This is a genomic window from Aminobacter sp. LjRoot7, assembly GCF_964252895.1.
GTDB lineage: Bacteria > Pseudomonadota > Alphaproteobacteria > Rhizobiales > Rhizobiaceae > Aminobacter > Aminobacter aminovorans_B.
In genome coordinates this window covers 94,972-109,443 of the sequence record NZ_CAXUPX020000010.1, presented here as the reverse complement: position 1 = coordinate 109,443, position 14,472 = coordinate 94,972, and the positions used below count along the sequence as shown (strand labels likewise).

Sequence of the window (14,472 nt, the reverse complement as noted above, 5' to 3'; positions counted from 1 at the left end):
AGCCTTGGGCGCCCGTGCCCATGGTTTCGCCGGCGAGGAGCCAAGCCATGACGATTGCCAAGCCCCGCCATTTGCTCGACGGCAGCCATCGCCGCATGTTCATCGGTGGCGCATGGGTCGATGCCGCGTCCGGCGAGACGTTCGAGACGCGCAATCCCGCCACTGGCGAGGTCATCGCCACGGTGCCGCGCGCCAGCAAGAAAGACATCGAACGCGCCGTTGCTGCCGCGCGCAATGCGTTCGATGGGCCGTGGAGCCGTTTCAAGCCGCATGAGCGGCAGAAGCTGCTGCTGAAGATCGCCGATCTGTTCGAGCGCCATTGGGAAGAGATCTGCGTCTCCGACACCACCGACATGGGCCTGCCGATCGCCCGGGCGCGGGGCAACGCCAACCGCGTCCTTGGCATGCTGCGCTACTACGCAGGCATGGCAACGGCGCTGCACGGCCAGACCATCGACAATTCGCTGGCAGGCGACATCGTCTCCTACACCCGCAAGGAGGCGATAGGGGTCGTCGGCGCCATCATCCCGTGGAACGCGCCGACCGCGGCCTCCGTCTGGAAGATCGGTCCCGCCTTGGCCACGGGCTGCACCGTTGTGCTGAAGCCGTCGGAGGAGGCGCCGCTGACGCCGCTTTTGATCGCCGAACTGATGGCCGAGGCAGGCGTGCCTGACGGCGTCGTCAACGTCGTCACCGGCACGGGTGCTGAGGCGGGCGCGCCGCTCGCCGAGCACACGGGCGTCGACAAGATCGTCTTCACCGGCTCAACAGCCACCGGCCAGAGCATCGTCCGCGCCTCGGCCGGCAACCTCAAGCGCGTGTCGCTCGAACTCGGCGGCAAGTCGCCGGTCATCGTCTGCGCCGATGCCGATCTCGAACGCGCGGTGCCGGTTGCCGCCATGTCGGTCTTCGCCAATTCCGGCCAGGTCTGCATCGCCGGCTCCAGGCTGTTCGTCGCGCGATCGATCCACGACGAGTTCGTGGCGCGGCTGGCGGCATATGCCGCAGGTTTGCGTATTGGCAACGGCATCGATCCCGAGACCGAAATCGGCCCGCTGATTTCGCCACGCCAGCTGCAGCGCGTCGAGGGCTATCTGCGCGCCGGCTCGGAGGAAGGCGCGCGGCTCGTTGCCGGCGGCACCAGGCTATCGCAGGGCGCGCTGGCGGCCGGAAATTTCATAGCACCCACTGTCTTCGCCGGCGTCTCCGACACCATGCGCATTGCGCGCGAGGAGATTTTCGGCCCGGTCATTTCGGCTCTGCCCTTCGACACGCTCGACGAGGTGGTGCGGCGCGCCAACGACACGCCTTACGGCTTGGCGGCGGGCGTCTTCACCCGCGATCTTGCCACCGCGCACCAGCTGTCGCGGCGGTTGCAGGCCGGCTCGGTGTGGGTCAACACCTATCACGCCATCGACCCGGCGGTGCCGTTCGGCGGCTACAAGATGAGCGGTTACGGTCGCGAAGGCGGCTCCGAGCATCTCGACGAATACCTCAACACCAAGGGCGTGTTCATCCGCATCGACTGAAAGCGTGCCCAAACGAAAAGCCGCGCCCGGCTGAGGGTCGCGGCTTCGTTTTAGACAGTGCCGACTGTTCTGCTCAGTCCATCAACTGGAATTCATAGAGCCTGCGATAGAGGCCGTCGGCCTCGATCAGGTCGGCGTGGCGACCCTGCTCGACGGCCTTGCCGTCCTGCATCACCACGATGTTGTCGGCCTGGTGGACAGTCGACAGGCGGTGGGCGATGGCAATGGTAGTACGCCCGTGCGAGAGCTTCTCCAGCGCCTCGCGGAACAGCGCTTCCGACTCGGCGTCGAGGGCGCTGGTGGCTTCGTCGAGCAGCAGAACATTGGCGTCGCGAAGGATGGCGCGGGCGATCGACAGGCGCTGCTTCTGGCCACCCGACAGCAACGCACCGTTTTCGCCGACCTGCGTTTCGTAGCCACCCTTGAGCGCCGTGATGAAGTCGTGCGCATTGGCGGCCTTGGCGGCCTCGATCACCTCGTCGTCGCTGGCGCCTTCGCGGCCAAGACGGATGTTGTGCATGATCGTGCCGGAGAACAGGAACGTATCCTGGCTGACATAGGCGATACGGTCGCGCACCGAGTGCAGCGTTCCGTGCGCAATGTCCTGGCCGTCGAACAGCACCTGGCCGCTGTCGGGGTCATACATGCGCATGATCAGGTTCATGATCGTCGACTTGCCGCTGCCGGACGGCCCGACAAGTGCTGTCATCTTGCCGTGCGGGAAGACGAGATCAAGGTCGCGCAGCACCGGCTCGCCATCGGCATAGGAGAAGCTGACATCCTTGAGCTCGATCTTGCCGGTGCCAGGGATCAATGCTTCCGCGCCGGGCCTTTCGGCAAGCGTCAGCGGCCGGTCGGAAAGTTCGTACATCATGCGCACGCCGATGAGGCCGGCTTCAAGAGAAACGCGAACGCGTGCGAGACGCTTGGCCGGTTCGTAGGCGAGCAGCAGAGCCGTGATGAATGCCATGATAGCGCCGGGCGTCTGGCCGCCCTGGATGACCAGATAGCCGCTGGCCAGCACGACGCCGGCGATGGCAAGACCAGCCAGCGTTTCCATGATCGGGCTGGTGCCAGCCTCGAGCGCTGCGATCGAATTGGCGCGCTTTTCGACGTCCGACACGGCCTTGTGCATACGGCCACGCATCAGTTGCTCAAGGTTGAAGGACTTGACGATGCGTACCCCGACAGTCGTCTCCTGCATCACCTGCACGATCTGGGCCAGTGACAGGAACTCGGCCTCCATGATCTTGCGAACTTTGCGCAGGATGATGTTGATGCCCAAAATGGCGATTGGTCCGACGACGAAGGCGACGAGCGACAGCACCGGTTGCTGGAACACCATCACGGCGATCAGGCCGAGCAGTGTGAACAGGTCACGCACGAAAGACGTGACGACGAGGTCGAGCACGGCGCGTGCCGCTTGGGCATTGTGGGTGACGCGGGTGATCAGGTCCGACGACGGGATCGAATGATAAAAGGAAATGCCTTGCGCTAGGATGCGATCGTAGATGATCCGCTGGCGCTCCGCGATGATCGCGTTGCCGACGCGGCTAAGATAAAACGACTGCACGAAGGTCGCGATGCCCTTGGTGATGAAGATCGCCGCCACCCCTCCAGCTATCAGGTAGACCTGATAGATGTCCTTGCCGATCACAAACTCATCGGTAATGTGCTTCATGATCAGCGCGCTGGACGCCGTCATGCCGGCCGTCACCAGCATGGCAATGATGGCGATGCCATAACCAAGTGCGTGCTGGCGGAATGACTCCCTGACCAGCCTCCAGATCAGAAGATGATTCTGCGTCGGACGAAAAAATCGAGGCAAATCAATAAGTCCCTTGGGCAATACTCTCCCGCGCCGGCCTGTATAGAGCACCTGCCAGCGAAGGGAAACTGCCGTTGATCTTTGGCTTTGGGCGTACTGTCGCAGCCGCCACGGCACGGTGGACAGTCGGGTGCCCCAGATTGCCGCTGTCGGCGATTTCGCATACCGTTGACCAAACGATAAAAAGTCGCCTTCGCCAAAGAAGACCAATACCAGCCAGAGGTGGATCGTATGCACAGCAATTCCAGCAATTCGGGCATTTCCAGACGCACCCTGATCAAGGTCGCCGGCGCGTCTGCCGCGGTCGCCGCAGTGGGCGTGCCCGGCCGTCTTTTCGCCGCCGACCCGATCAAGGTCGCGGCCGTCTACACCGTTCCGGTCGAACAGCAGTGGGTCAGCCGCATCCATAAGGCGGCAAACGCCGCCAAGGACCGTGGCGACATCGAATATGTCTATTCGGAAAACACCGCCAACAACGACTATGAGCGCGTCATGCGCGAATATTGCGAGGCCGGCCATAAGCTGATCCTCGGCGAGGTCTTCGGCGTCGAGGACGCCGCCCGTGCGGTCGCCAAGGACTACCCCGACGTCGCCTTCCTGATGGGCTCGAGCTTCAAGCCCGATGCCGCCGTGCCGAACTTCTCGGTCTTCGACAATTACATCCAGGACGCGTCCTACCTCTCCGGCCTCGTTGCCGGCGCCATGACCAAGTCGAAGAACATCGGCATGGTCGGCGGCTATCCGATCCCCGAGGTCAACCGCCTGATGAACGCCTTCATGGCGGGCGTGAAGGAAGTGGCCCCAGACACCAAGTTCCAGGTCGCCTTCATCGGCTCGTGGTTCGATCCGCCCAAGGCCAAGGAAACCGCCTTCGCCCAGATCGATGGCGGAGCCGACCTGCTCTACGCCGAACGATTCGGCGTCTCGGATGCGGCCAAGGAAAAGAAGGTGCTGGCCATCGGCAACGTCATCGACACCCAGGCAGACTATCCTGAAACCGTGGTTGCCTCGGCGCTCTGGCATTTCGAGCCGACGCTCGACAAGGCGATCGCGGAAGTGAAGGCCGGTACCTTCAAGGCCGACGACTACGGCGTCTATTCCTTCATGAAGAACGGTGGCTCGTCGCTGGCGCCGCTCGGCACATTCGAGGGCAAGGTGCCCGACGAGATCAAGGCCAAGGTCGCGGAGAAGGAAAAGGCGATCAAGGACGGCTCGTTCACCGTCGAGATCAACGACGCCGAGCCGAAGTCGAGCTAGCGCTGTTTCCTTCTCCCCTTTCACGGGGAGAAGGTGGCCCGAAGGGCCGGATGAGGGGCAGAGCCGACCTTTGGTGGTTTGCGCTGCCCCTCACCTGGCTGCCGCCATCCTCTCCCCGTGAACGGGGAGAGGAGCCTTGTCCGCAACACCGCTCCCGATCATCAACGTGACCAACACCCCAGTCCTTCGCCTCTCCGGCATCACCAAACGTTTCGGCCCGCTCGTGGCCAACGACGCCATTTCTTTCGAGCTCAAGCGCGGCGAGGTGATTGCGCTGCTCGGCGAAAACGGTGCCGGCAAGACCACGCTGATGAACATCCTGTTCGGCCACTACGTCGCCGACGAAGGCACGGTCGAGGCCTTCGGCAAGCCGTTGCCGCCGGGCGATCCACGCGCGGCCCTCGATGCCGGCATTGGCATGGTGCACCAGCATTTCACCCTTGCCGACAACATGACGGTGCTGGAAAACATCGCGCTCGGCACGCAGAGCCTGTGGCGGGCTCGGCTCGACCGAACAGCGGCGCGCCGGCGCATCGAGCAACTGTCGGCCGATTTCGGCCTGACGGTCGACCCGGCCGCCACTGTCTCCACGCTTTCCGTCGGCGAGCGCCAGCGCGTCGAAATCCTCAAGGCGCTCTACCGCGACGCCCATGTGCTGATCCTGGACGAGCCGACGGCGGTGCTGACGCCGGCAGAGACCGACGCGTTGTTCCGAACGCTGAAACTGCTCGTCGCCAAGGGCCTGTCGATCATCTTCATCTCCCATAAGCTCCATGAGGTGATTGCCGTCAGCGACCGCGTGCTGGTGTTGCGTGGCGGCCGCCTTGCGGGCGAACGCGAGACGAAGTCGACCGACCGCAAGGAACTGGCGGCCCTCATGGTTGGGCAGGAGGTCAAGCCGGCGGAGGTCAACCCGCCCAATGTGGGCAGGCCGCTACTCGTGCTCGACCGTGTGTCGACCGCGCGCCACAACGGCGCCGGCCTCGACGAGGTGTCGCTGACACTTTGTGCCGGCGAGATCACCGGTCTTGCCGGCGTTTCCGGCAACGGCCAGGCGGCACTTGCCGCACTCATATCAGGTACCCAGCGCCCGACGGGCGGCCGCATCTCGATCGGCGGCCAAGCCGTTGGCGATTGGTCGCCGCGCGCAGCCCTTGGCCACGGTGTCGCCCGCATTCCGGAGGATCGCCACGCCGTCGGCACGATCGGCGACATGAGCGTCACCGAGAATGTCATCGCCGAGCGCTACGGCAGCTCGCGCTTCAGCCGCATGGGTTTCCTCGACTGGAAGGCGGCGCGCCGCTTCGCCGAGGAGATCATCGCCGACTACGATGTCAAATGCCCGTCGCCCGAGGCGCGCATCCGGCTGCTTTCGGGCGGTAACATGCAGAAGCTCATCCTCGGCCGCGCACTCGATCCCGAGCCCGCGGTCATCCTCGCCAGCCAGCCGACGCGCGGCCTCGACGTCGGCGCTGTCGCCTATGTCCACCGCATGCTGCTCGCCGCGCGCGAGCGGGGCGCGGCGGTGCTGTTGATTTCGGAGGATCTGGAGGAAATCCTGGCGCTGTCCGACCGCATCGTCGTGATGTCCAAGGGAAGCCTGTCTGAGCCGTCGGCGCGGGGTGAGCGGACCATTCGGGAACTGGGGGAACTGATGGCGGGCCATGGCGGGGAGCAGGCGGCGTGAGGGGCATGTCCGCTTCTGCTGGGGCAGTGCTCGACGTTGCCCTCCTCTGTCCTGCCGGACATCTCCCCCACAAGGGGGGAGATTGGCCGTCATCGTGGTTCGCGCCAATCTCCGGCGTTGCAGGACTAATGCTGGCGCTCAAGCAGCGGGCTTCCAAAGTCACAGGACAAGGGTGGGCGCTGAAGCTGCTGATCTCCCCCCTTGTGGGGGAGATGGCCGGCAGGTCAGAGGGGGGCGCTGTCCCGCAAACATCTGCTGTTTCGCAGCCATCTCAAGCCGTTGGAAGGCAACATCATGCGGCTTGAGCCGAAACCTGCCCCGACGCTTGCAGTCACCTTGCTGTTCCCAATCGCGGCGATCGTCGCCACGCTGATCATCACCTCGCTGCTGGTGCTCGCGGCAGGCGCTTCGCCGCTCTCTGTCTTCTATCTCGTCGCCAAGGGCGCGGCGGGCTCGCAGTTCGCCTTGCTGGAGACGCTGACGCGCGCGACGCCGCTGATCTTCACCGGCCTTGCCGTTGCCGTCGCCTTCCGGGCCAAGCTCTGGAACATCGGCGCCGAGGCCCAGCTTTATGTCGGAGGCATCGTTACCGTCGTACTCGGCACCGGCGCGCTGCCTTTGCCCGCGCCCATCCTCATCCCCGTCATCATGGTTGCCGTCATGGCAGCCGGCGCGTTGCTGCTGCTTGGCCCGGCCGTGCTGAAGATCCGCTTCGGTGTCGATGAGGTGGTGACCACGCTGCTGCTCAACTTCATCGTGCTGCTGTTCGTGTCGATGCTGCTCGAAGGCGTGCTCAAGGACCCGATGGGGCTAGGTTGGCCTCAGTCGCAGAAGGTCATCGCCGAGGCACAGCTGCCACGCATCATCCAGGGTAAGCGGCTGCACTACGGCTTCGTCATCGCCATCGTCTCGGCAATCGTCGTCTGGGTCATCATGAAGAAGACCGTGCTCGGCTACGAGATGCGCGCCGTCGGCCACAATCCGGAAGGCGCGCGCTTCGTCGGCATTCCTGTCAACCGCGTGCTGATGAAGACCGCGCTGCTGTCGGGCGGGCTCGCGGCACTCGCCGGCTTCTCCGAAGTGTCGGGCCTCAAGGGCAACCTGACGCTCGACCTGTCGCCGGGCTATGGCTACTCGGGCATCGTCGTCGCCATGCTGGCCATGCTCAACCCGCTCGGAGTGATTGCCTCAGCGATCTTTGTCGCCGGCATCTTCGTCGGCGCCGACGCCATGAGCCGTGTCGCCAAGGTGCCGAGCTACATCGCCGACGTCATGGTCGCCACATCGCTCTTGACGATGGTGGTGGCGATATTGTTGACGCGGTTCAGGGTGAGGTGGAGGTGACCATGGACGCGCTCGAAATCCTCTTCACCGCCTCGTTCTGGGTCGCTGCCATCCGCATCGCTTCGCCGCTGATCTTCGCCACCATGGGCGAACTGATCTGCGAGCGCGCCGGTGTGCTCAATCTCGGCATCGAGGGCATCATGACCGCCGGCGCCTTTGCCGGCTGGTTCACCGTCTATGCCGGCGGCGACTTGTGGACAGGCGTGGCCATAGCAGCCCTTGCCGGCGCCATGTTCGGCCTGCTGCATGCGACGCTGACCGTGCCGCTCGGCCTGTCGCAGCATGTCGTGGGCATCGGTGTCACGCTGCTTGCCACCAGCCTCACTTATTTCACCTATCGCTTGGCGCTACCGGAAGTGACGTCGCCGCCCAAGATCGAGCCGTTCCAGCCGCTGCCGATCCCCGGCCTGTCCAAGATCCCCGTCCTCGGCGAGGCGCTGTTTTCGCAGACGCCGCTGACCTATCTCGCCTTCCTCACTGTCGCGGTCGTTGCTTGGGTGCTCTACCGCACGCCGGTCGGCCTCGCCATCCGCGCCGCCGGCGAAAACCCGTCGGCCGTCGAGGCACAAGGCATCTCGGTCACCGCCATCCGCATGGGCGCGGTGATGGTTGGCAGCGCGCTGATGGCCGTCGGCGGTGCCTTCCTCACCATGTCGGCGTTCAACTCGTTCTTCTTCGAGATGATCAATGGCCGCGGCTGGATCTGCATCGCACTTGTCGTCTTCGGCTCGTGGCGGCCAGGCAAGGCGCTGATCGGCGCCATCCTGTTCGCCGCCTTCGACGCCTACCAGGTCCGCCTGCAGCAGATGTCGGGCGGCATCGTGCCCTACCAGGTGTTCCTGATGATGCCTTACGCGCTGTCGATCCTGGCCCTGATCCTGGTGGCGCGCCGCGCTACCTATCCGAAAGCGCTGATGATTCCGTATCAGAAAGGCGAAAGATGAGCTTTGACCTGATCGTCAAGGGTGGCACGCTGCCCGATGGAACCGTTGCCGACATCGGCATCAAGGGCGACAGGATTGCCGCGATCGAGCCGAAGATCGATGCGTCGGCCGGTCAGGTCGTCGACGCCTCGGGCAACCTTGTCTCGCAGCCTTTCGTCGATCCGCATTTCCACATGGATGCGACCCTGTCCTACGGTCTGCCGCGCATCAACGCCTCGGGCACGCTGCTCGAAGGCATATCGCTGTGGGGCGAGCTCAAGCCGCTATTGACGCATGACGCGGTGAAGGAACGCGCGCTCGCTTATTGCGACTGGGCGGTTTCCATGGGCCTGCTCGCCATCCGTACCCATGTCGACACCTGCGACGACCGCCTGCTCGCCGTCGAAGCCCTGCTCGAGGTCAAGAAGGAGATCGCGCCCTACATCGACCTCCAACTCGTCGCCTTCCCGCAGGATGGCCTCTATCGCTCGCCGACGGCCCGGGAGAACACCATCCGCGCCCTCGACATGGGCGTCGATGTCGTCGGCGGCATTCCGCATTTCGAGCGCACCATGGCCGACGGCAAGCGCTCGGTGACCGAGCTGTGCGAGATCGCGGCCGAACGAGGCCTGATGGTCGACCTGCATTGCGATGAAACCGACGATCCGCTGTCGCGCCACATCGAGCAACTGGCCTACGAGGCCCAGCGTCTCGGCCTGCAGGGCAGGGTGGCCGGTTCGCATCTGACGTCGATGCACTCGATGGACAACTACTACGTCTCGAAGTTGCTGCCGCTGATCGCCGAAGCCGGCGTCTCGGCGATCCCCAACCCGCTCATCAACATCATGCTGCAGGGCCGTCACGACACCTATCCCAAGCGCCGCGGCATGACCCGCGTGCCCGAGATGCTGAAGGCCGGCATCCGTGTCGGCTGGGGCCAGGATTGCGTGCTCGATCCCTGGTATTCGCTCGGCACCGCCGACATGCTCGACGTCGCCTTCATGGGCCTGCATGTCGCCCAGATGTCGTCGCCGGCCGATATGCGCCGCTGCTTCGACATGGTCACCAAGGTCAATGCCGAGATCCTAGGGCTCGACCATCTCGGCCTCGCGGTCGGCAAGACCGCCAGCCTCGTCGTGCTCGACGCCGGCAACCCGATCGAGGCGGTACGCCTGCGCGCCGAGCGGCTATACGTGATCGCCAAGGGCAAGGTCGTGGCCGAGCGCCCGAAGCGCGACACGAAGCTGTCGATCAAGGGCCGTCCGGCAAGCATCAGCCGCCGTCACGTGGTGCCGCCGCAGGCGAATTGACCTATTCTGGGGCGTGGCTGGTAGTCACAAAAAAGTCTACAACAGGACTCAAGATTCGCACCGTTGCGGAAGGAGCAGGTCATGTTGTCGAGGTCGGTTTTCCTGGTTTTCGTGGCGGCTTTGCTTGCCGGCTGCGTGTCGTCGGAAGAACAGCGCGCCCGCGATGAAGACAAATGCCGCTCCTACGGCTTCACCAAGCGCAATGACGCCTTCGCCGAGTGCCTGCAGCGCATCGAGCTCGACCGCCGCGCCGAGTTTCGCCAGAGCAAGTCGGCGTTCGACGACTGGAACCGCCCTGTCGTGGTCTATCGCCCCGTCGTCGTGGCCCCCAAGCCGTAACCGCTGGTACTGCGACGGAGCAACGCATGGTCCAGGCCAGATTGCTCTCGCCATCGACGTTTCGAGCGCATAGATAGCCGTGATCCGGGCTCGTTGCCTGGCGGATGGCATCATGACTTTTCGACAAGCCCTAGCCCTCCCGAAGAACAACATGGTTCTTGCGGGCATCCTGCTTATGTTGCTGGGCGACTTCATGTTCGCGCTCAACGACGCCATGGGCAAATGGCTGGTCACCAGCTTCTCGGTTGGCCAGGTGCTGTTCATCCGCTCGATCGGCGCCTTCATCATCCTCGGCCCGATGATCGTCAGGCAGGGTCTCGGCCCGTTGACCAACGTCGAGCGCCCTGGCCTGCAGGTGCTGCGCGTCGTGCTCGCCACTGCCGACACCGCCTTCTTTTATGCCGCCGTCGCCTATCTGCCGCTGGCCGACGTCATGACCTTCTACATGGCAGGCCCGATCTACATCGCCGCCCTGTCGCATTTCTTCCTCGGCGAAAAGGTCGGCTGGCGCCGCTGGTTGGCCATCGTGCTCGGCTTCTGCGGGGTGGTCATCGCGCTGCGCCCGTCGACGGCTTCGCTGTCCTGGCCGTCGCTGTTCGCCGTCGTCGGCAGCATGTCCTTTGCCATCAGCCTGATCCTCAGCCGCAAGCTGCGCGCCACCAACGACACGACGCTGGTCACCTGGCAGACGGTCGGCGCGCTGATCATGGGCGGTATCCTCGCGGCCTCTGACTGGCAACCGGCAAGTGCTGTCGACTGGTCGGCCATGCTGCTGCTCGGCGTCGTCGCCTGTGCGGCGCATCTGCTGATCACCCGCGCGCTCAAGCTCGCGCCCGCCTCGGTGCTCGCGCCACTGCAATACACGCTCCTGATCTGGGCCGTGGTCATGGGCATCGCCTTTTTCGGCGACTACCCGGATGCCCAGATCCTGATCGGCTCGGCGATCATCGTCGTCGCCGGCCTGTTCATCTTCCATCGCCAGAAGGTGGTGGACAAGGCCGAGCCCGAGACGGTGCCGACCAGCGTGCACTGACGGGGTGTTGGGGGCTGCGCGGTGTTCGCCGGCCCGGTGATCTCTTTGAGTGGGCCGCGCCGGAGTTGTCACGCGGATAAGGGGCGCCGGACGGCGCCAGCCTTGCCGCAATCGGTCTGGTCCGCTTGAGGTATTCTGGACGGTCGCGACCAGCCGGTGCGAGCGGCTGAAGCAGGCGCTGCCTACCGCCCCAGCACCAGAGCCCAGTAGCGCTTGTCGCTGCCCTTGCTCTCGCGCACATAGGCGAGGCCGAACTTACCGAAGCGCGGGTCGAGCATGTTGCGGCGGTGGCCGGCGGAGTTCATCCACATCGAAAACAGCTTGGCCGGCTCCATGCCGCCATGGGCGATGTTTTCGGCCGCCGCGCCCGCGACCCCACCATCCTTCATGCGCGCGGCGAAATCCTTGCCCCAGCCGGTGGTGTGTTCCATCTTGCCGCTGCGCGCCATGTAGGCGGCCTGCGTCAGTGCCGCGCGCTCCAACGTCGAGTCGGGGCTCAGCGGCGGCAGGCCGTGCTCGGAGCGGATCGTCTGCAGATAAGTGACGCCGGTGGCCGACGCGCCGGCGCCATCGCCGGCGATGTTGGAGCCGGTCTGGCAGGCGACCAAGAACAGCAGGGACCCAAGGGCGGTCGCCCGCATAACCATGCCTGTCAGTCGCGCCATGATCTTATCCTTGTCTCGAGCCCGTCCTTGCGAGCCTTGATAAGGCAGATCATGGCTTTTTGGCGAGTGCTGCGCGCCCGGCCGGGGCGCGCTAAGGTCGCAGTTGGAACGCGTTATGCCTTCACCCTCGTCGCAGCTGGATCGAACAGCGGCTCGAGATGGATTTTTGCCGGCACCCGCTCCGTGGCCACCACCAGTTCGTAGCTGCCGCCGGTGAGGAACGCATCGTCGACGCCGCCGGCGTTTCTGACATAGCCGAATCCGATGTTCTTGCCGACCGTGTAGCCATAGCCGCCGCTGGTGAGATAGCCGACCGGCTGGCCGTCGCGCAGGATCGTCTCGCGGCCGACGAGCACGACCTCCTTGTCGTCGACGGTGAAGCAGGCGAGCCGCTTGGTCAGCGGCGCGTTGCCGAGCTTTTCCAGCGCTTTGCGGCCGAGGAAGTCGGTTTCCTTTTTGAGCTTCACCGCCCAGCCAAGGCCGGCCTCGAACGGTGTGTCATTGGGCGTGATGTCGGAGCCCCACGCGCGGTAACCTTTCTCCAGCCGCAGTGATTCCAGCGCGCGGTAGCCGATGGGGCGGATGTCATGTGCGGCGCCCGCCGCCATCAGCGCGTCGAACACCTCGCCGGTTGCCTCGATCGGCACATGTAGCTCCCAGCCAAGCTCGCCGACATAGGTCACGCGCAGCGTTCGCACGGTGGCGCCGGCGATCGTGATCTCGCGCACATGGCCGAAGGGGAAGGCGGCGTTGGACACGTCGGCAGAGGTAACCGCTTCGAGCACTTTCCGCGCATTCGGCCCCATCAGCGACAGCGTGCCGAACTGCTCGGTGACGTCGACGAGCTTCGCGTCCCAGCCTGTCGGGATGTGGTCACTGATCCAGGCGAGGTCGTGGGTGCGGAAGCCGGTGCCGGTGACGATGTAGAACTTGTCGTCGGCCAGGCGGGCAACGGTGAGATCGGCCTCGATGCCGCCGCGTGTGTTGAGCAACTGTGTATAGGTCAGGCGTCCCGCCGGCTTCGACACGTCGTTGGCGCAGATGAAGTCGAGCGCTCTCTGCGCGTCTTTACCGGTCATCTCGTATTTGGCGAAGGACGACTGGTCGAACACGCCCACCGCCTCGCGCACATGCCGGTGCTCGTCGCCGACCGGCTCGAACCAGTTCTGCCGGCCCATGGTGTAGACGTCCTTTGGCTCCATGCCCTCCGGCGCGAACCAGTTGGGCCGCTCCCAGCCGAGCTTGGAGCCGAACACGGCGCGGTGCGCCTTCAGTCGTTCGTAGAGCGGCGAAACGATGTAGGGCCGGCCGCTGGCATATTCCTCGTGCGGATAGCCGATCGTGTAGTGTTTGCCATAGGCTTCGAGCGTGCGGTCCGACACCCACTGCCGGTCGCGGTGGAGGCCCGAAAAGCGCCTGATGTCGACGACCCAGAGGTCCAGCGGCGCCTCGCCGTCGACAACCCACTGCGCCAGCACCCAGCCGGCACCGCCGCCCGAGGCGATGCCGAAGGCGTTGAAGCCGGCGCCGACGAACATGTTCGAACATTCAGGCGCTGCGCCGAGGATGAAGTTGCCGTCGGGCGTAAAGCTCTCGGGGCCGTTGATCATCTGCTTGACGCCGACGTCGGCAAGTCCCGGCACGCGCTCGATGGCCTGCATCATGTGCTGCTCGAAATGGTCGAAATCGTCGTCGAACAGGCGGAACTCCCAGTCGTTGGGCACGTCGCCCGTCGTCCAGCCCTGCGGGTTCGGCTCATAGCCGCCCATGACGAGCCCACCGACCTCTTCCTTGAAATAGGTGCGGCGGTCGGGGTCGCGCAGCGTCGGCGCGTCGGTTGCAAGCCCCGGCAACTTCTCGGTGATGATGTACTGATGCTTGACCGGCTGCAGCGGCACGTTGATGCCCGCCATCGCGCCCACCTGCCGCGCCCATTGGCCGGCGCAGTTCACAACCTTGTCGCAGGAAACGTCGCCCTGGTCGGTCTTCACTTTCAGGATGCGACCGTCCTTCATCTCGAAGCCGGTCACCCGCACATTCTCGAACAGCTTGGCGCCGTGCATGCGCGCGCCTTTGGCCAGCGACTGGGTGATGTCGGAGGGGCTCGCCTGGCCGTCGGTCGGCAGCCAAGAAGCGCCAACGAGGTCAGAGGTGTCCATCAGCGGCCACATGCGCTTGACCTCCTCCGGCGACACCAGCTGCATGTCCATGCCGAAGCTCTTGGCGGTGGTCGCCAGCCGCTTGTATTCGGTCCAGCGGTCCTGGTTGGTGGCAAGCCGCAGGCAGCCGGTCATCTTCCAGCCGGTGGCAAGCCCGGTCTCGGCCTCCAGCCCCTTGTAGAGCTCGACCGAGTATTTCAGCACGCGGGTGATTGATGCCGACGAGCGCAACTGCCCCACCAGCCCCGCCGCATGCCAGGTCGAACCCGAGGTCAGCTTACCCTGTTCGAGCAGGATCACGTCGGCCTTATGGTCGCGTGCGAGGTGATAGGCCGTCGAGCAGCCGATGATGCCACCGCCGATGACGACGATCTGCGCGTGCGAGGGAAGGGCCATGG

At 64.8% G+C, this 14,472-nt stretch carries 11 protein-coding genes; 8 read left to right on the top strand and 3 right to left on the bottom strand.

Going from position 1 to position 14,472, the window contains the following annotated elements; genetic code table 11:
• The first annotated feature begins 47 nt into the window (after positions 1 to 47).
• Positions 48 to 1,529, top strand: coding sequence for an aldehyde dehydrogenase family protein (locus ACSQ3E_RS24235; protein WP_436124618.1), 1,482 nt, complete (start codon positions 48 to 50; stop codon positions 1,527 to 1,529).
• A gap of 73 nt (positions 1,530 to 1,602) precedes the next feature.
• On the opposite strand, the gene ACSQ3E_RS24230 is transcribed toward ACSQ3E_RS24235, so the two are convergent.
• The gene (locus tag ACSQ3E_RS24230; RefSeq protein ID WP_436124617.1) at positions 1,603 to 3,357 is read right to left on the bottom strand and encodes an ABC transporter ATP-binding protein; all 1,755 of its coding nucleotides are present in this window, start codon (positions 3,355 to 3,357) and stop codon (positions 1,603 to 1,605) included.
• A 231-nt stretch (positions 3,358 to 3,588) separates the two neighbouring features.
• Between ACSQ3E_RS24230 and ACSQ3E_RS24225 the strand changes: the two genes are divergently transcribed.
• The 7 genes from ACSQ3E_RS24225 (at position 3,589) to ACSQ3E_RS24195 (ending at position 11,250) form a co-directional block, all read left to right on the top strand.
• Positions 3,589 to 4,614, top strand: a complete 1,026-nt coding sequence (locus ACSQ3E_RS24225; protein WP_436124616.1) for a BMP family protein — start codon at positions 3,589 to 3,591, stop codon at positions 4,612 to 4,614.
• A gap of 136 nt (positions 4,615 to 4,750) precedes the next feature.
• Positions 4,751 to 6,301 (top strand): ABC transporter ATP-binding protein, encoded by a 1,551-nt coding sequence (locus ACSQ3E_RS24220; RefSeq protein ID WP_436124615.1) that lies wholly within the window; start codon positions 4,751 to 4,753, stop codon positions 6,299 to 6,301.
• Positions 6,302 to 6,595: 294 nt separating this feature from the next.
• A complete protein-coding gene (locus ACSQ3E_RS24215; protein ID WP_436124614.1) occupies positions 6,596 to 7,645 on the top strand; it encodes an ABC transporter permease in 1,050 nt (349 codons plus the stop codon).
• A 2-nt stretch (positions 7,646 to 7,647) separates the two neighbouring features.
• Entirely contained in the window at positions 7,648 to 8,589 is a 942-nt protein-coding gene (locus tag ACSQ3E_RS24210; protein ID WP_436124613.1) for an ABC transporter permease, read from the top strand.
• Positions 8,586 to 9,878 carry an amidohydrolase family protein gene (locus ACSQ3E_RS24205; protein WP_436124612.1) on the top strand — a complete coding sequence of 431 codons (1,293 nt, stop codon included), beginning with the start codon at positions 8,586 to 8,588 and terminating at the stop codon, positions 9,876 to 9,878. Before ACSQ3E_RS24210 ends, ACSQ3E_RS24205 begins: the two co-directional genes overlap by 4 nt.
• Before the next feature lie 81 nt (positions 9,879 to 9,959).
• Positions 9,960 to 10,217, top strand: a complete 258-nt coding sequence (locus ACSQ3E_RS24200) for a hypothetical protein (RefSeq protein ID WP_310319289.1) — start codon at positions 9,960 to 9,962, stop codon at positions 10,215 to 10,217.
• Positions 10,218 to 10,329: 112 nt separating this feature from the next.
• Positions 10,330 to 11,250, top strand: a complete 921-nt coding sequence (locus ACSQ3E_RS24195) for a DMT family transporter (RefSeq protein WP_436124611.1) — start codon at positions 10,330 to 10,332, stop codon at positions 11,248 to 11,250.
• Between the two features lie 182 nt (positions 11,251 to 11,432).
• On the opposite strand, the gene ACSQ3E_RS24190 is transcribed toward ACSQ3E_RS24195, so the two are convergent.
• Together ACSQ3E_RS24190 and ACSQ3E_RS24185 are read right to left on the bottom strand one after the other, a co-directional pair.
• Positions 11,433 to 11,915 carry a CAP domain-containing protein gene (locus ACSQ3E_RS24190; RefSeq protein ID WP_436124610.1) on the bottom strand — a complete coding sequence of 161 codons (483 nt, stop codon included), beginning with the start codon at positions 11,913 to 11,915 and terminating at the stop codon, positions 11,433 to 11,435.
• Between the two features lie 113 nt (positions 11,916 to 12,028).
• The gene (locus ACSQ3E_RS24185) at positions 12,029 to 14,470 is read right to left on the bottom strand and encodes a GcvT family protein (RefSeq protein ID WP_436124609.1); all 2,442 of its coding nucleotides are present in this window, start codon (positions 14,468 to 14,470) and stop codon (positions 12,029 to 12,031) included.
• Positions 14,471 to 14,472: the final 2 nt, after the last annotated feature.